Raw genomic sequence first — 16,110 nt, forward strand, 5'->3', positions numbered from 1 at the left:
GTCCCCCCAGAGGCCCGCCGGCGACGTTCGTGGGCCGTCAGCTCGTCGGCGACTTCTCCGCGAGCGTGGCGGTGATCGTGTTCTCCTTGCCGTCGCGGGTGAAGGTGACGGTCACCTTGTCGCCGGGGCGCGAGCTGCGGATGGTGCCGAGCACCGCCTCCGCGCTGTCCACCAGCTTGTCGTTGATCTTGGTGATCAGGTCGCCCTCCTTGAGGCCGGCCTTCTCCGCCGGGCTGCCGGCCGTGATCGAGCTGACCACCGCGCCGGACGAGCCGCCCACCGCGTCGGCCACGCTCACGCCGAGGAACGCGTGGGTCGCCTTACCGGTCTTGATGAGCTGGTCGGAGACCAGCTTCGCGGTGTTGATGGGGATCGCGAAGCCGACGCCGATGTTGCCGGAGCTGGAGCCCGAGGTGGCGATCGCGGTGTTGACGCCGACGACCTGCCCGGAGGAGTTGACCAGCGCGCCGCCGGAGTTGCCGGGGTTGATCGCGGCGTCGGTCTGGATCATGCCGCCGATCGTCGTGCCCTGGCTCTGCGGCTGCTGCTGCTCCATCCCCCAGGGGAACTGCTGCTGCTGCTCTTCGGGGGCCTCGGTCAGCGTGCGGTCGAGCGCGCTCACGATGCCGGAGGTGACCGATCCCTCCAGGCCGAGCGGGCTGCCGATCGCGAGGACGGCGTCACCGACCTGGAGCTTGTCGCTGTCGCCGAGGGAGGCGGGGGTCAGGCCGGACACGCCCTGCGCCTGGATGACCGCGAGGTCCGTGAGAGGGTCGGTGCCCTTGACGACGGCGTTGGCGGTCTTGCCGTCGCTGAACTTCACGGTGACCGTGCCGCCGCCCCCGCCGCCGATGCTCACCACGTGGTTGTTCGTCAGGATCAGTCCGTCGGCCGACAGGATGACGCCGGACCCCTCGCCGCCGGCCGTGGCGGTCTTCACCTCGATGGACACCACCGACGGCATGATCGCCTTGGCCACCGCGGCGATCGTGGTGGTCGAGGAGTTGGACACTCCCTTGACCACCGGGCTCGCGATCACCGTCTGCCCGCCGTTCACGCTGTTCGCGACGAGGGCCCCGGTGACCCCGCCGCCCAGTGCCACGGCCACGAGGGCGAGGCCCGCGCCCGCCTTCTGGCGGGCGGTCAGCGTGCCCTTCCGCGCCGGTGGCGGCGGAAACTGCGCCGTGTCATAAGAGCCGCTCCCGTAGGCGCCGTACGACTGGTACGCCCCGGTGTACTGCCCGTGCTGCGGCGGGGTGCTGCCGAACTGGCTCCAGCCGTGACCGGGGAGTATCTCGGTGTTCTCGTTGCCGGGAACGTGCTCAGGTGAGCTCATCGCCATCCCCCTCAATGGATTCGCCGGTGATCCCGGCTCTCCGCCGGTACACGTAATACGATGACGCATCGGCGATAAGGTCACGCTAAGCGATCAGCGGCAGGGATCCCCGAGCGCCCTACGCGTACTTTATGTCAGCTCGTCCGAGGCCAGTACTCGTCCCTGAGCAGGCGCTTGTACAGCTTGCCCGTGGGGTGGCGGGGCAGCTCGTCCCGGAAGTCGACCGACTTCGGGCACTTGTAGTGGGCCAGGCGTTCCCGGCAGTAGGCGATCAGCTCGGCCTCCAGGGCGGGACCGGCGCCCGCCGGGTCCGCCGGCTGCACCACCGCCTTGACCTGCTCGCCCATCTCGGGGTCCGGCACCCCGAAGACGGCCACGTCGGCCACCTCGGGATGCAACGCCAGCACGTTCTCGGCCTCCTGCGGGTAGATGTTCACCCCGCCAGAGATGATCATGTACGAGCGCCGGTCGGTGAGGTAGAGGAACCCGTCCTCGTCCAGGTAGCCGATGTCCCCCAGCGTGGTCCAGCCGCGGCCCTTGGGGTCCTGGACCGACGCGGTCTTCTCGGGGTCGCCGTGATACTCGAACTTCGGGCCGTCGGAGAAGTAGACCGTGCCGTGCTCGCCGGGCGGCAGCTCGCCGCCGTCCTCGTCGCAGACGTGGGTGACCCCGAGCAGCGGCCGGCCCACCGTGCCCTTGTGGCCGAGCCAGTCCTCCGGCCCTGCGTACAGGAAGCAGTTGCCCTCCGTGCCCGCGTAGTACTCGTGGATGATCGGCCCCCACCACTCCATCATCCGCTCCTTGACCTCGACGGGGCAGGGCGCGGCGGCGTGGACGGCGCAGCGCAGCGACGACAGGTCGTAGCGCCCGCGCACCTCCTCGGGCAGCTTGAGCATCTTGACGAACATCGTGGGCACCCACTGCGCGTGGGTGACCCGGTGCCGCTCGACGAGCGCCAGCGCCTCCTCGGGGTCGAACCTCTCCATCACCACCACGGTCGCGCCGAGGCGCTGGAAGGACATGCTGTAACGCAGCGGAGCGGCGTGGTAGAGCGGCGCGGGCGACAGGTACACGCTGTCGGCCGAGGGCGCGAACAAAAACTGGATGAGCTGCACCAGGGCCCCGGGGGCCTCCAGCGGCGCCCGGCTGAGCGGCGGCTTGACCCCCTTGGGGCGTCCCGTGGTGCCCGACGAGTAGAGCATGTCGGCGCCCTGGCACTCGTCGTCGAGCGGTGTCGCGGGCTGCCCCGCCACGGCCTCCTCGTAGGAGGTGAAGCCCGGGGCGACGCCGTCGACCATGAGCCGCAGCTCGACCCCGGGCGTGGCCTCGGTGACGGCGGTCGCGACGCCGGCGAGCTTCGCCGAGGAGATGAAGACCCGCGCCCCGCAGTTGTCCACGATGTACGCCAGCTCGTCGGCCTGCAGACGGGAGCTGATCGCGGTGTAGTACAGGCCCGAGCGGTGCGCGGCCCACGCGATCACGAGGAAGAGCGGATGGTTCTCCAGCATGAGCGCGATGTGGTCGCCGGGCTTCAGGCCCGCCGCCCGCAGCAGGTGCGCGAGCCGGTTGGATTCCTCGTCGAGCTCACGGAAGGTGACCACGCGGCCGGAGCCCGCCATGATCACCGCAGGCTTGTCCGGCGTCACCGCCGCGATCGCCCCAGGGTGCATAACCGAACGTTACTCGGTTTGCCGTCGATGTGGTAGGAGTCACATCCTGATGCGCCCGTGATCAGCTCTCCAGCGTCCGATAGGGGTCGCGCAGCAGTGCGGCCCGCTCGGCGAACGCCGCCTTGATCTCCGTCATCTTCGGCCCCGGCGCGTAGAAACGCCCCTTCGTCTCGCCGTACGGCCGGAGCCACCCGGTGGCCGCCAGTTCGCGCAGGTCGCGGGCGGCCTGGCCCTGGCTCAGCCCCTCGTCGGCCTGGTACATGCCCCGGCGCAGCCGCCTGGAGACGAACACCTGGTAGAGCGCCGAGACGGTGCGCGGGTGCAGGCCCTGCGTCCCGGTCCGCTCCTCCAGCAGCATCCACACCTCGCCCGCCTCCGCGAGCCGGCGTCCCACCCGCTGCGCCTGCATGTGGTGGCAGCGCAGGACGAACCGCACCCACGAGAGGGTGTCCCCGTGCGGGCTCCACCGGCGGCGTCCCACCTCGCCCAGCACGTCGTAGTAGTCGTAGGTGGTGCGGCCCTCGCCCAGCCACTCCTCGATCGAGGCGAACTCCGGCGTGGTGATCTGGTCGCGGCCGAGCACGAGCGTCTGCAGCGCCCGCGACATGCGCCCGTTCCCGTCCCGCCAGGGGTGGATCTTGACGAGGTTGAGGTGCGCCATGGCGGCGCGCACGTAGCTGGGCGCGTCGAGGTCGCCCCCGTTGAGCCACTCGACCAGTTCCGTCAGCAGGCCGGGGACCTGCTCGTGGTCCGGGCCCTCGTAGACCACCTCGCCGGTGGCGGAGTCGCGCACGTAGATCCCACCGGGCCGCACCGTGCCCGGCGTCTTGTCCACGTGGTGGCCGATCATCATGAAGTTGAGCCCATGAAGCAGGCCCACGTCGTAGCGGAAGGCCCACACCCGCGAGAGGGTGCCGATGTAGGTGAGCGCCTGCCGGTAGCCGGCGATCTCGCGGGCCACGGCGGCCGACGTCTCCAGGGGGTCCTCACCCGACATGATCGACTCGATGTCCTCGACGCTGGCGTGGTAACCCTCGATGGAGTTCGACCCCTGGATCGCCCGCGCCTGCAACTGCCGCCGCAGCAGGCCGTCCCAGCGATGCGCCTCGGCCAGCCGATATTTCAGGTCGCGCCGCATCTCCTCGATCTCGGCGAGCACCTTCTCGTCCGAGGCCTCCAGTGCCGGTGTGCCGTACAACATGGAGTCATGACAGCATGAACGAATCATCCGGTCAAGCGACTGGATGATTCGTCCACGTATGTGCGCGTCAGGCGGCGGGGATGACCGAGCCCTTGAACGTGTCCTCGATGTACTTCTTCACCTCGGGGCCGGTCAGCAGCCCGACCAGCGTCTTCACCCGCGGGTCGCTCTCGTGCCCCTGCGCGACCACCAGGCCGTTGGCGTACGGGTTGCCCTCGGCCTTCTCCAGCACCAGCGCGTCGGAGGACGGATTGAGGTTCGCCTCCAGGGCGTAGTTGCCGTTGATCACGGCGGCGTCCACGTCGTCGAGCGAGCGCGGGAGCTGGGCGGCCTCCAGCGGGCGGAAGGTCAGGTTCTTCGGGTTGCCGGTCACGTCGCGCTCCGTCGCGGCGGTGCCCACGCCGTCCTTGAGCGTGACCACGCCGTTGTCGGCGAGCAGCTTGAGCGCCCGGCCGAGGTTGGTGGCGTCGTTGGGCACGGCGACCGTGCCGCCCTGCGGCAGCGAGGCGAGGTCCTTGACCTTCCTGGAGTACAGGCCGAGCGGCTCCAGGTGCACCGGGGCGACGAAGCTCAGCTTGGTGCCCTTGGAGGCGTTGAAGTCGTCCAGGTATGGCTTGTGCTGGAAGTAGTTGGCGTCGAGCTGGCCGTCCTGGAGCTGCAGGTTGGGCTGCACATAGTCGCTGAACTCCACGATCTCCAGCTTCAGGCCCTTCGCGGCGGCCAGGTTGTCGGCCACGTACTTCAGGATCTGCGCGTGCGGCACCGGGCTCACGCCGACCTTGAGCGGGGCGTCCGCCGCCGCCGTGCCGGAGGCGGACGCCGTGTCCGGAGACGAGGACCCGCAGGCGGACAACACGAGCGCGACCACGGCGGCGATGACGAGGCCGAGCGTTCTACGCATGGGACAGAACTCCTTCGATGGGTTAACGGTGAGAAAGCCGACGGGCGACGGCGTCGCCCAGGGTCTGCGCGAGCTGCACCACGACGACCAGGACGACCACGGTGACGACCATGAGCGTGGTCTCGAACCGCTGGTATCCGTAGCGGACGGCGAGGTCGCCGAGACCGCCGCCGCCGATCACTCCGGCCATCGCCGAGTAGGAGATGAGCGTGACCACGGTGACGGTCAGCCCCGCGACCAGGCCGGGCAGCGCCTCGGGCAGCAAGACGCGCGCCACGATCGTCACCCGGCCCGCCCCCATCGCCTCGGCCGCCTGCACGATGTCGCGGCCCACCTCGCGCAGCGCCGTCTCGACCAGCCGGGCGAAGAACGGCACCGCGCCGATCGTCAGCGGGACCACCGCGGCGGCGGTCCCGATCGTGGTGCCGGTGAGCACGCGGGTGACCGGGATGACCGCGATCATGAGGACGATGAAGGGCAGCGACCGTCCCACGTTCACGACCAGGCCGAGCACGCGCCGCACGGCGGGCGCGGGGAACAGCCCGCCCCGGTCCGTCCCGGCGAGACAGACGCCGAGCGGCAGCCCGAACAGCACGGTGAACAACGTGGACCAGCCCACCATCACCGCGGTCTGCCCGGTGGCCTCCCACAGCAGGGGGCTCATCTCCGACCAGGTCATGCGTCCTCCTCCACCAGCAGGCCGCGCTCGCGCAACTCCGCGAGGGCGGCGGCCGTACCGGCTCCGGTGACCCGCAGCCGCAGCCGGCCCGCCGGGACCCCGGCGACCTGCTCGACCGCGCCCGCGGCGATGGCGACGTCCACGTCGTGCGTACGCGCGAGACGCGACAGCAGGGTCTGGTCCGCGGCCAGGGCGACCGTCACGGCGCCTGGCTCGGCGGGCGGCAGCGGGAACAGCTCGGCCGCCAGGCGCGACCCGGGGGTGGCGAGCAGCTCGGGGATGGCCCCCGCCTCGGCGATCCGCCCGTCACTCATGATCGCCGCCGAGTCGCAGACGGCCTTGATCACGTCCATCTCGTGGGTGATGAGCAGGATGGTCAGCCCCAGCTCCCGGTTGAGCCGCCGGAGCAGGGCCAGGATCGACTGGGTCGTGGCGGGGTCGAGCGCGGAGGTGGCCTCGTCCGACAGCAGCACCGACGGCTCGGCGGCGAGCGCCCGCGCGATGCCGACCCGCTGCTTCTGGCCGCCGGACAGCTGCGCGGGGTAGGCCCCGGCGCGGTCGGCCAGGCCCACGAGGTCGAGCATCTCCGCGACGCGCCGGGCCCGGGCGGCCCGGCCGACGCCCATGACCTCCAGCGGGAAGGCCACGTTGCCCGCCACCGTGCGCGACGACAGCAGCGCGAAGTGCTGATGGATCATGCCGATGCGCTGGCGGGCGCGGCGCAGGTCGGCGGCGCCGAGGGCGGTCAGCTCGCGCCCGTCGACGGTCACCGCGCCCTCGTCGGGACGTTCGAGCAGGTTGACGCAGCGCAGCAGGGTGCTCTTGCCGGCGCCGCTGCGCCCGAGCACACCGAAGACCTCGCCCTTGCCGACGTGGAGGTCGACGCCGTCGAGCGCGACGACGTCGCCGTAGGCCTTGCGCAGGCCGGAAACCGTGATCACTTGCTGTCCTTCGAAGACGTGTGGGCCGACTCCGTTTCGCGTCGCGAACGTGCGGCTAGCGCGTGCCGGGCGGGAAGGGCAGATGCGTGATCCGGCGCAGGATCAGATCGGGCAGCGGGGAGAGCGTCATCGGTGAGTGCCTTCGTGGGGAGGGTGCGGACGGATGATGTTCAGGCCGCGGGACACCCTCGCTCGGGCGGGTTCACCAGGTTCGATACGCTCACGACCGGCTGAAACAGGGGCGAGCTAATCCTTATTCCATACCGGGAATGTGTCCTTTGTCACAAGGAAGGGCCCGCGTCACAGGGAAAAGGCCCGCGCCTCCGAGAGGACGGAGACGCGGGCCGGGTGGAGTGGGTCAGGCGACCGCCTGCCGGGCGAACGAGGCCGGAGTGAGGGCCAGGTCGAGGGCCTCGCGCACGTCGCTCACCGCGTGGACGGTGAGGTCGGCCAGCACCTCAGCCGGGACGTCGTCCAGGTCGGGCTCGTTGCGCGCCGGGATGAGCACGGTGGTGATCCCCGCCCGGTGGGCGGCCAGCAGCTTCTGCTTGACCCCGCCGATCGGCAGCACCCGCCCGGTGAGGGACACCTCGCCGGTCATCGCCACGTCGGCGCGGACCGGCCGGCCCGACAGCAGTGAGGCCAGGGCGGTGGTCATCGTGACACCGGCCGACGGGCCGTCCTTCGGCACCGCGCCCGCGGGCACGTGGATGTGCACCGACCTGTCCTTGAGCGACCCGACCGGCAGCTCCAGCTCCGCGCCCCGGGACCGCAGGAAGGACAGCGCGATCTGCGCCGACTCCTTCATCACGTCGCCCAGCTGACCGGTCAGGGTCACACCGGTCGCCCCGGTCTCCGGGTCGGCCAGCGACGCCTCGACGTAGAGGACGTCGCCGCCCGCGCCGGTCACCGCGAGGCCGGTCGCCACGCCCGGCACCGCCGTACGCTGCCGAGCCTCCGGCAGGGACGACTCGGGCACGTGGCGCGGCCGGCCCAGGTAGGAGACCAGGTCGTCGGCGGTGACCGTCACCGGGAGAGCGGCCTCGCCGAGGGCGACCTTCGCCGTCACCTTGCGCAGGATCCGGGCGATCGAGCGCTCGAGAGAGCGGACGCCGGCCTCGCGGGTGTACTCGCCGGCCAGCCGGCGCAGCGCCGACTCCTCCACCGCCACGTCGTCGGCGGTGAGGCCCGCCTTCTCCAGGTTGCGCGGGAGCAGGTGGTCGCGGGCGATGGCGACCTTCTCGTCCTCGGTGTAGCCGTCGAGCGTGACGATCTCCATGCGGTCGAGCAGCGGCCCTGGCACCTGCTCCAGCACGTTGGCCGTGGCGAGGAACAGCACGTCGCTCAGGTCGAGCTCGACCTCGAGGTAGTGGTCGCGGAACGTGTGGTTCTGCGCCGGGTCGAGCACCTCGAGCAGCGCGGCCGTCGGGTCGCCCCGGTAGTCGGCGCCGACCTTGTCGATCTCGTCCAGCAGCACGACCGGGTTCATCGAGCCCGCCTCGCGGATGGCGCGGACGATGCGGCCGGGCAGCGCCCCCACGTACGTGCGCCGGTGACCGCGGATCTCCGCCTCGTCGCGGACGCCGCCGAGGGCGACGCGGACGAACGTGCGGCCCATGGCGCGGGCGACCGACTCGCCGAGCGAGGTCTTGCCGACTCCGGGAGGACCGGCCAGCGCGAGGACGGCGCCGCTGCGGCGGCCGCCGACCACGCCGAGGCCCTGGTCGGCCCTGCGCTTGCGCACCGCGAGGTATTCCACGATGCGGTCCTTCACGTCGTCCAGACCCGTGTGGTCGGCGTCGAGCACCGCGCGGGCCCCGGCGATGTCGTACTCGTCGGTCGTGTGGACGTTCCACGGAATGTCGAGCACGGTGTCGAGCCAGGTGCGGATCCAGCCGCTCTCGGGCGACTGGTCGGAGGCCCGCTCCAGCTTGTCGACCTCCTTGAGCGCGGCCTCCCTGACCTTCTCCGGCAGGTCGGCGGCCTCGATGCGGGCGCGGTAGTCCTCCTCCTCGTCAGAGGGGTCCCCGTTGAGCTCGGCGAGCTCCTTGCGCACGGCCGCGAGCTGCTGGCGGAGCAGGAACTCGCGCTGCTGCTTCTCCATGCCCTCCTGGACGTCCTTGCGGATCGTCTCCGCGACGTCCAGCTCGGCGAGGTGGTCGCGGGCCCAGCCGACCAGCTTGTCCAGCCGCTCGGCCGGATCGGGGGTCTCCAGCAGCAGCAGCTTCTGCGGCGTCTGCAGCCAGGGAGCGTACCCCGCGCTGTCGGCGAGGACAGCGGGGTCCGTGATCTGGTTGACCGCGTCGACCACCTGCCACGCGCCCCGCTTCTGCAGGATCGTGGTGGTGAGGGCCTTGTACTCCTTGGCGAGCTCCTCGGCCCTCGGCCCTGCCGTGACCGGCTCCAGCACGGTCGCCTCGACCCACAGCGCCGCGCCGGGACCGGTGGTGCCGGTGCCGACCCGCATGCGGTCGACGCCGCGGACCACGGCCGCGGGCTCCCCGCCCGGCAGGCGGCCGACCTGTTCCACGACGGCGCTCACCCCCACCGGGCCGTAGCGACCGTCTACGCGGGGCACCAGCAGGACCGTGCTCTCGCCACTGGCGCGGGCGGCGTCGATGGCGGCGCGGACCTCGGAGGCCGACAGATCGAGGGGCACGACCATGCCGGGCAGGACGACCTCGTCGTCGAGCGGGAGGACGGGAAGGATCTGGGACATCAGCACTCCACTAGGTTGAGTTATGTCGGCTCAACTAACAGGAGTCCGATCCTGTTCCCTGTTCTGCGTCAGTTCGCTGTGAGCGATCGTAATTGTGTAATCCGTCTTGCCGCGACGGCGCGTTCACTCCCCCCGGTAACGCATGATGTGGTCCATGACATCCGGAAATATCCGGCTTCGCTCGGCGCCAGGCCGGTGGGTGCTGCTCACCACGGTCCTCGGGTCGGGCATGGCGACGCTCGACGGCACCGTGGTCAACGTGGCCCTTCCCGCCCTCGGGCGCGACCTCCACACCGGGATGTCCGGCCTCCAGTGGACCGTGAACGCGTACACACTCACCATGGCCGCGCTGATCCTGCTCGGCGGGTCGCTGGGCGACCGGCTCGGCAGGCGGAAGGTCTTCGTCGCCGGGGTGGTCTGGTTCGCCCTGGCCTCCGCCCTCTGCGGGGCCGCGCCGAACACGCCCGTGCTCGTGCTCGCCCGTGCGCTCCAGGGCATCGGCGGGGCCCTGCTGATCCCCGGGTCCCTGGCGATCATTCAGGCGAGCTACGTGCCGGACGACCGGCCGCGGGCCGTCGGCGCCTGGTCGGGACTGGGCGGCGTGGCCGCCGCCCTCGGGCCGCTGCTCGGCGGCTGGCTCGTCGAGGCGGCCGGCTGGCGGTGGGTCTTCCTGCTCAATCTTCCGCTCGCGGCCGTCGTGGTCGGCGTCGCCGCCCGGCACGTGCCCGAGACCCGGGACGCCGGGCCACACGGCCGCTTCGACGTGCTTGGGACCGTCCTCGCCGCACCCGCGCTGGCCGGGCTGACGTACGGCCTGATCCTCGCGGGCGACGGGCTGATACCGCTGGCCGCCGGGCTCGTCCTGGCCGCGTGCTTCGTGGTGGTGGAGATCAGGCGCTCCCCCCGGTCCCTCGTCCCCGTGGGTGTGTTCGCCTCGCGGGAGTTCACCGCGGTCAACGTCGTCACGCTGGTCATGTACGCGGCGATGGGCCTGGTGTTCTTCCTGCTGGTCGTCCAGCTCCAGGTGTCGGCCGGGTTCTCTCCCGTCGCCGCCGGGTCGGCGATGCTCCCGGTCACGATCCTCATGCTGCTGCTGTCGCCCCGGGCCGGCGAACTGGCGAAGCGGGTGGGCCCACGCCTCCCCATGGCAGGAGGGATTTTCCTGTGCGCGGCCGGACTGCTGCTGATGAGCCGCATCGCCCCGAACTCGTCCTATCTCGCCGACGTGCTGCCCTCGGCGGTCGTGTTCGGGCTCGGCCTGTCCGCCGCCGTCGCCCCGCTCACCGCGACCGTGCTCTCCACGGCGGAGGAGCGGTACGCGGGCGTCGCGAGCGGGATCAACAACGCCCTGGCCAGGACGGGCGGCCTCCTGGCCGTCGCCGCCGTCCCGCCGTTGGTGGGGCTGGCCGGGGACGCCTACGACTCCCCGGCGGCGTTCACCCGGGGGTTCCACACCTCGATGCTGGTCGGCGCGGCCATGATGGCCGTCGCGGCGGTCGTCACGTTCGTCACGATCAGGACGAACGTCCTCGCGGCCGCGCCCGAACCACCCGCCCCCGGCTGCCCGGTCGACGCACCATCCCTCGATCCCGGGCCTCCGAGGAGTTCGGGGACTAGACCAGCAGCGTCTTGAGGTCCTCACGCAGGGCGGCCGCGTCGCGGAAGTGGACTGCGGCGAGCCCCGCCTGCTCGGCCGCCGTGACGTTCTCCAGCCGGTCGTCCACGAAGACGAGGTCGCCGGGGGCCACTCCGAGCCAGGCCACGGTCTCGTGGAAGATCTCCGGCTCCGGCTTCACCAGGCCCATCCGGCCGCTGTAGAACCGCGGGCCGATCGGCCGCATGAACGGCAGCGCGTCGATGCCCTCGGCGACGCAGACCGGCATGTTGGACAGCAGCGCCATGGGCACCCCGACGGCGGCCAGCTCGTCGATGATCGCCACGGTCTCCTCGTTGGGCCGCGACCAGCTCGCCGCGTCGAGGGCGACGACCACGTCGAGCTCGGCTCCGTCCATCGGCCTGCCGTACACGTGGGACCAGTAGGCGGCCGGGTCGAGCGTGCCCCGGTCGAAGTCGAGCCGCACCTCCCAGTAGCGGTCCTCGAACCCCGGATCACCTCCCGCCATGCGCGCGACGTCCTCGGGGGCCTGGGGAAGCGACACGACGTTGCCGTAGTCGAAAAGCACAGTCTTCATGGTCGTACGATCATAACCGGTGTTCGTAACTCAGGCCACGTAGGGCTTGAGGTACGCGTTGGCGCTCCCGCAGCGCAGGTAGTTGCGCACGGTGTGGAAGTCGAGCCAGTCGATGTCGCAGGAGACGTCCCGCTCGACGCCGTCGAAGCACGACGCGAGCACGGCCGGGATCGCGGCGATGTCGTCCTTGTCGGCGATGTTGATCCAGCGGCGCACCCCCGGCGGGCGCGCCCCTCGTCCCCGGACCGGGACCGGCGCGAGCCGCTCGAAGACCACGTCGCGCATGCCGAGCGGGCTGCCCAGCGTCACCAGCAGCTCGACCGACAGATCGGGGTGCGCCCACAGCGCCTCGTACGTCACGACGCTGCCGAGGGAGTGGGCGACGACCACCCGGGGACGGCGCCTGCGGACGACGTCGGCCACCGCGTCGCGGGCCCGCACCCGCGGGTCGCCGCCGCCGAGATAGGCGGCCACCTCCGGGCAGAAGTCCTGGGCGAACCGCACCGCCTGCGGGCCCATCCTCGTCAGCAGCCACCCGGCCAGCCGGTGCGCGAGACCGGTGAGCGACTCCCCCGCCGCGTCGCGGAACGGACCGCCGAGCTGGACCGCCCAGTCGGCGAGGACCAGCTTGGCCGGCGCCTCCATCCGCCGCGGCGGCTTCGGCGGCCCGCTGTGCAGGTGGTGGGCGTAGTAGGCGATCTCGGCGAAGTACTCGCCGGCGCCGTCCGCCCGGCCGGTGAGACCCTGGTGCAGGTAGGCGTTCCACTTGGCCCGCATGACCTCGGCGGCGCCGCCCGCCGACCCGTCGGCCTCCTCGTAGTAGTGGTACTTGCCGATGCCGTGGACGCCCACGATCGAGGTCATGCTCCCCGCCCGTCCCTGTCGCCTGGAGTACGGGGGCCACTGTGCACGACGCGATGGACCGCGACAACCCGCAGCCGCGTTTACGGTGATAAATGGAGAGCGGCGGTGATATTCACCCCGATAAGTTGGTCGTCCCGTCAGTACGCCAGAGGAGAGAAAGGGAGAGAACCGATGTCAGGCCCGTTGCACGTGCGCGGCTCGATCGTCGTGCCCGAGGCGGAGCTCGCCTGGCGCTTCTCCCGCTCGTCCGGCCCAGGCGGCCAGGGCGTCAACACCACCGACAGCCGGGTCGAGCTGAGCTTCGACCTCGCGCGCACCACCGCCCTCGGCCCGGCGCTCAGGGCCCGCGCGCTCGAACGGCTCGCCGCCCGCGTCGTGGACGGCGTGATCACGGTGGCGGCCTCCGAGCAGCGCTCGCAGCTGCGCAACCGGGAGGCGGCGCGGGAACGGCTCGCCGCCCTCCTCCGCGACGCGATCGCGCCGCCGCCCAAGCGGCGCCGTCCCACCAAGCCGTCGAAGGGCGCCGTCGAGCGCCGCCTGGCGGCCAAGAAACAACGCTCCGACCTCAAGCGCCTGCGTCGTACGGAGGACTGAGCCGCGACGCGCTCTCGCGCAGGTGCCGGATGCCCATGTCCAGCGCCGCCTCCAGGTGGGTGAGCCGGCCGGTGGACAGATGGAGCAGCACGCCGCCCTGGATGCCCGCGAGCAGCGCGGCCGCCGCCCGCACGGGATCGATGCCCGGGTCGATCTCGCCCGCGGCCTGCATGTGCCGCACGCCGGCCGCGATCTCCGCCTCCCACCGGAGCATCAGCTCGGTCACCACGGCCTGAGCGCCCGGCGTGCTGTGGCCCACCTGCGACATCACCACGTTGAGCGGGCACTGCCGCCCCTGCTCGCGGTAGCGCTCCACCACGCGGTCGCGCCAGGCCCGCCAGGCCGCCCACGAGGTGAGCTCGCCGAGGTAGGGCTGCTGGTCGGCGAGCACCCGGTCGGCTTCGAAACGGGCCACGGCCAGCAGCAGCTCCTCCTTGCCGCCGGGAAAGTAGTGGAACAGCTGGCTCTTGCTGGTGCGCGTACGGGCACGCACGTCGTCGAGAGTGGTGTCCATCACCCCGCGCTCGCGGATCGTCTCGGCCGCGCCCTCGACGATCCGCTGCCGCGTGGCGGCCCCCTTCGTGGTCAGCGTCCGCACCGCGGCCTCCCTCTTCTGGACTTGCTGGTCCATTCTGCCGCAGGCGGCGACCGCCCAAGGGGGCGGCTATCCGAGATAGGCCGCGATGGCGTCCTCCCAGGAGCGCAGGAACGCCGGGTAGCCGGCGGCGAAGGCGGCCAAATCGGCCTCGGCCGCGGCGGTGAGCGGGGTGAGGTCGTAGGTGACCGTCACGTCGCTGTGCCCGCGCTCCGCCCGGGCGAGCGTGACACCGACGGTGCCGGCGTGCACCCCCTCGCGCACACGGGCGTAGGAGACCGACCGGCCGGGCTCGCGGTGCAGGACGATCCACGTGGTGGTCGCGCCGTCGGCATGGGTCTGGAAGACCGTGCCGGGCGCCGTGTCGTCCGTGCCCCGTTCCGGGAACCGCGGCTCCCATCCCTCCACCCAGTCCCGTTCGCCGTACGGAGTGAACAGCCGGAACGCCTCGGCGGGCGCGAGCGCGACCCGGAGACTGCCGGTGAGGCGGCGGCGCCGCGGCCCGGCGCTCACCTCTCCTCCAGCCGGTGGGCGTCGGCGGCCGTGAGCGTCAGGCCGTAGACCTCCTTGAGCTGCCCGATCTTCGCGAGGGTCTCCGGCCCGAACGGCGCCTTGCCCTCGAAGGCGTGCAGGACGATTCCCTCCACGAGGTCACCGAGGGACACGTCCAGGTATTCGGCCAGGCCCTTGAGGACCTTCAACGTGTTGCGCTCGACACGAAGGCCGGTCTGCGCCCGCTGCACTGTTACCATGGTAACAAGTTACCACGCTTTTGTGGACAGGCCGGCCGCGTCGAAGACGAAGGCGCCGCCGACGACCGTGGCGAGCACGGCGACGTCCTTGATCCGCTCGGGGGCGACCGCGAACAGGTCGTCGCCCAGGACGACGAAGTCGGCCAGCTTGCCGCGCGACAGCGTGCCCTTGTGCCGCTCCTCCCCCGCGGCGTACGCCGAGCCGATCGTGTACGCGCGCAGCGCCTGCTCCACGGTGAGGGACTCGGCGGGGGTGAACGGCACGCCGCTCGCCGTACGGCGGTTGACCAGGTCGTGGATGCCGAGCAGCGGGGCGCCGTCGGCCACCGGGCAGTCGGAGCTGCCCGGGACCACGATGCCGGCCTCCAGGAACGACCTCTGCCGGTAGCAGCCGAGGGAGCGCTCGGGGCCGAGGGCGGCGAGCATGCCGTCGCCGAGCTCGGAGACGAACCGGCCCTGCGGCACCGGGATGACGCCGAGCCTGGCGATCCTCGCCACCTGGGCGTCGCTGGTCACCGCGCAGTGCTCGATGCGGTGGCGGGCGCCGGGCCGGGGATCGCGCGCCTGCGCCTCCTCGTAGGCGTCGAGGACCACGTCGACCGCGTGGTCTCCGATGGCGTGGGTGGCGATCTGCCAGCCCGCGGCGTGCGCCCGCAGGATGAAGGCACGCAGCGCCTCGGCGTCCTGCTGCAGCAGCCCCCGGTTGCCCGGCTCCCCCTCGTAGTCGCAGCACATGGCGGCGGTGCGGCCGATGAGCGAACCGTCGGAGAACAGCTTGACCGGCCCGATCCGCAGCCGCTCGTCGCCGATGCCGGTGCGGAACCCGAGGTCGAGCCCGAACCAGCCGTCGCCGATGTCGTGCAGGTTGGGCGAGCCGGGCATCAGCGTGGCGCGTTGCGGCAGCACGCCCCGCCGCACGGCCTCCTGGAAGGCCGCGAGGTCCCAGGCGCCGTTGCCGGCCAGACCGCGTCCGATGCCCGGCTCGGTGAAGCTGGTCAGGCCCTCACCGGCCGCCACCCGGCCGGCCAGCGCGATGCCCTCGACGAAGTCCTCGAACGGCACCGGGCGCAGCACGGCGTCCGCCAGGCCCTGGGCCTGCTCCGCCAGCAGCCCGTCGGGCCGGCCGTCGGCGTCCCGCCCGACGGTGCCGCCGGCGACGTCCGGCACGTCCTCGACGCGGTCGAAGCCCATGCGGGCGAACGCCGCCGTGTTCGCGACGCCCATGTGGCCGGAGACGTGCTGGAGCCAGACGGGCCGGCCCCCGGCCGCCCGGTCGAGCGCCTCGCGGCTCGGGTGCAGGCCGCCCAGCTTGTTCTGGTCGTAGCCCGCTCCCTTGACCCACGCGTCCTGCGGCAGGCCCGCGGCGCGCTCGGCGACCTTCGCGTACAGCTCCTCGATCGTCCGCACCCGGCCGTCGCGCAGGTTCAGCTCGCGCAGCCTCTGGCCCCGCATGCTCAGGTGATGGTGGGCGTCGTTGAACCCCGGCACCACCGGCGCCCCGCCCAGGTCGACGACGGCCTCGGCGGTGAGCCCGTCCAGGTCCTCGTCCAGCCCTGCGATCCGGCCGGCGAACACGCCGAGCCGGGTCGCGGCGGGCCGAGCGGGGTCCAGGGTGGCGAACCGGCCGTTGACGAACAGGACGTCCAGACGCATGGTGCTTCCCTTC

The 16,110-nt window shown here is 71.9% G+C and carries 15 protein-coding genes; 2 read left to right on the top strand and 13 right to left on the bottom strand.

The window, feature by feature from the left end:
- Positions 1-37: 37 nt before the first annotated feature.
- The 7 genes from HHX35_RS32545 to lon form a co-directional block, all read right to left on the bottom strand.
- Complete coding sequence (locus HHX35_RS32545) at positions 38-1,336, bottom strand: S1C family serine protease (RefSeq protein ID WP_182902485.1); 1,299 nt, start codon at positions 1,334-1,336, stop codon at positions 38-40.
- 134 nt (positions 1,337-1,470) lie between these two features.
- Entirely contained in the window at positions 1,471-3,006 is a 1,536-nt protein-coding gene (locus tag HHX35_RS32550) for an acyl-CoA synthetase (RefSeq protein ID WP_182902486.1), read from the bottom strand.
- A gap of 61 nt (positions 3,007-3,067) precedes the next feature.
- Positions 3,068-4,207, bottom strand: a complete 1,140-nt coding sequence (locus HHX35_RS32555) for a Fic family protein (RefSeq protein WP_182902487.1) — start codon at positions 4,205-4,207, stop codon at positions 3,068-3,070.
- Positions 4,208-4,274: 67 nt separating this feature from the next.
- Complete coding sequence (locus tag HHX35_RS32560; protein ID WP_182902488.1) at positions 4,275-5,108, bottom strand: MetQ/NlpA family ABC transporter substrate-binding protein; 834 nt, start codon at positions 5,106-5,108, stop codon at positions 4,275-4,277.
- A gap of 22 nt (positions 5,109-5,130) precedes the next feature.
- Positions 5,131-5,787, bottom strand: coding sequence for a methionine ABC transporter permease (locus HHX35_RS32565; protein WP_182902489.1), 657 nt, complete (start codon positions 5,785-5,787; stop codon positions 5,131-5,133).
- On the bottom strand, positions 5,784-6,728 hold the full coding sequence (locus HHX35_RS32570; RefSeq protein ID WP_182902490.1) for a methionine ABC transporter ATP-binding protein: 945 nt from the start codon (positions 6,726-6,728) through the stop codon (positions 5,784-5,786). Before HHX35_RS32570 ends, HHX35_RS32565 begins: the two co-directional genes overlap by 4 nt.
- A gap of 358 nt (positions 6,729-7,086) precedes the next feature.
- Positions 7,087-9,447, bottom strand: coding sequence for an endopeptidase La (gene lon, locus HHX35_RS32575; RefSeq protein ID WP_182902491.1), 2,361 nt, complete (start codon positions 9,445-9,447; stop codon positions 7,087-7,089).
- 154 nt (positions 9,448-9,601) lie between these two features.
- On the opposite strand from lon, the gene HHX35_RS32580 reads away from it, so the two are divergent.
- A complete protein-coding gene (locus HHX35_RS32580; RefSeq protein WP_259405604.1) occupies positions 9,602-11,080 on the top strand; it encodes an MFS transporter in 1,479 nt (492 codons plus the stop codon).
- On the opposite strand, the gene HHX35_RS32585 is transcribed toward HHX35_RS32580, so the two are convergent.
- Together HHX35_RS32585 and HHX35_RS32590 are read right to left on the bottom strand one after the other, a co-directional pair.
- Positions 11,061-11,639, bottom strand: a complete 579-nt coding sequence (locus tag HHX35_RS32585) for an HAD family phosphatase (protein WP_139572895.1) — start codon at positions 11,637-11,639, stop codon at positions 11,061-11,063. The two genes, HHX35_RS32580 and HHX35_RS32585, sit on opposite strands and share 20 nt — an antisense overlap.
- Positions 11,640-11,669: 30 nt before the next feature.
- Positions 11,670-12,503, bottom strand: coding sequence for a hypothetical protein (locus tag HHX35_RS32590; protein ID WP_182902493.1), 834 nt, complete (start codon positions 12,501-12,503; stop codon positions 11,670-11,672).
- Positions 12,504-12,674: 171 nt separating this feature from the next.
- Between HHX35_RS32590 and arfB the strand changes: the two genes are divergently transcribed.
- Positions 12,675-13,097, top strand: a complete 423-nt coding sequence (arfB, locus tag HHX35_RS32595; RefSeq protein ID WP_182902494.1) for an alternative ribosome rescue aminoacyl-tRNA hydrolase ArfB — start codon at positions 12,675-12,677, stop codon at positions 13,095-13,097.
- Here the strand turns inward: arfB and HHX35_RS32600 are convergent.
- The 4 genes from HHX35_RS32600 to HHX35_RS32615 all read right to left on the bottom strand — a co-directional run bounded on the left by HHX35_RS32600 (position 13,069) and on the right by HHX35_RS32615 (position 16,097).
- Positions 13,069-13,695 carry a TetR/AcrR family transcriptional regulator gene (locus tag HHX35_RS32600; protein ID WP_220506155.1) on the bottom strand — a complete coding sequence of 209 codons (627 nt, stop codon included), beginning with the start codon at positions 13,693-13,695 and terminating at the stop codon, positions 13,069-13,071. The genes arfB and HHX35_RS32600 overlap by 29 nt on opposite strands.
- A gap of 66 nt (positions 13,696-13,761) precedes the next feature.
- Positions 13,762-14,205 (bottom strand): SRPBCC family protein, encoded by a 444-nt coding sequence (locus tag HHX35_RS32605; protein WP_182902496.1) that lies wholly within the window; start codon positions 14,203-14,205, stop codon positions 13,762-13,764.
- The gene (locus HHX35_RS32610; protein WP_182902497.1) at positions 14,202-14,444 is read right to left on the bottom strand and encodes a hypothetical protein; all 243 of its coding nucleotides are present in this window, start codon (positions 14,442-14,444) and stop codon (positions 14,202-14,204) included. The genes HHX35_RS32605 and HHX35_RS32610 overlap by 4 nt, the downstream gene beginning before the upstream one ends.
- Before the next feature lie 9 nt (positions 14,445-14,453).
- Complete coding sequence (locus HHX35_RS32615) at positions 14,454-16,097, bottom strand: amidohydrolase (RefSeq protein WP_182902498.1); 1,644 nt, start codon at positions 16,095-16,097, stop codon at positions 14,454-14,456.
- Between the last annotated feature and the right edge of the window lie 13 nt (positions 16,098-16,110).

This window comes from Microbispora sp. H10830 (genome assembly GCF_014161375.1).
In the GTDB taxonomy this organism is placed as follows: Bacteria; Actinomycetota; Actinomycetes; order Streptosporangiales; family Streptosporangiaceae; genus Microbispora; species Microbispora catharanthi.

Bases quoted from the DNA above. Each gene is read 5' to 3' on its own strand.
- HHX35_RS32545 (WP_182902485.1), bottom strand. From the start codon at position 1,336: ATGAGCTCACCTGAGCACGTTCCCGGCAACGAGAACACCGAGATACTC.
- HHX35_RS32550 (WP_182902486.1), bottom strand. From the start codon at position 3,006: ATGCACCCTGGGGCGATCGCGGCGGTGACGCCGGACAAGCCTGCGGTG.
- HHX35_RS32555 (WP_182902487.1), bottom strand. From the start codon at position 4,207: ATGTTGTACGGCACACCGGCACTGGAGGCCTCGGACGAGAAGGTGCTC.
- HHX35_RS32560 (WP_182902488.1), bottom strand. From the start codon at position 5,108: ATGCGTAGAACGCTCGGCCTCGTCATCGCCGCCGTGGTCGCGCTCGTG.
- HHX35_RS32565 (WP_182902489.1), bottom strand. From the start codon at position 5,787: ATGACCTGGTCGGAGATGAGCCCCCTGCTGTGGGAGGCCACCGGGCAG.
- lon (WP_182902491.1), bottom strand. From the start codon at position 9,447: ATGTCCCAGATCCTTCCCGTCCTCCCGCTCGACGACGAGGTCGTCCTG.
- HHX35_RS32580 (WP_259405604.1), top strand. From the start codon at position 9,602: ATGACATCCGGAAATATCCGGCTTCGCTCGGCGCCAGGCCGGTGGGTG.
- HHX35_RS32585 (WP_139572895.1), bottom strand. From the start codon at position 11,639: ATGAAGACTGTGCTTTTCGACTACGGCAACGTCGTGTCGCTTCCCCAG.
- HHX35_RS32590 (WP_182902493.1), bottom strand. From the start codon at position 12,503: ATGACCTCGATCGTGGGCGTCCACGGCATCGGCAAGTACCACTACTAC.
- arfB (WP_182902494.1), top strand. From the start codon at position 12,675: ATGTCAGGCCCGTTGCACGTGCGCGGCTCGATCGTCGTGCCCGAGGCG.
- HHX35_RS32610 (WP_182902497.1), bottom strand. From the start codon at position 14,444: ATGGTAACAGTGCAGCGGGCGCAGACCGGCCTTCGTGTCGAGCGCAAC.
- HHX35_RS32615 (WP_182902498.1), bottom strand. From the start codon at position 16,097: ATGCGTCTGGACGTCCTGTTCGTCAACGGCCGGTTCGCCACCCTGGAC.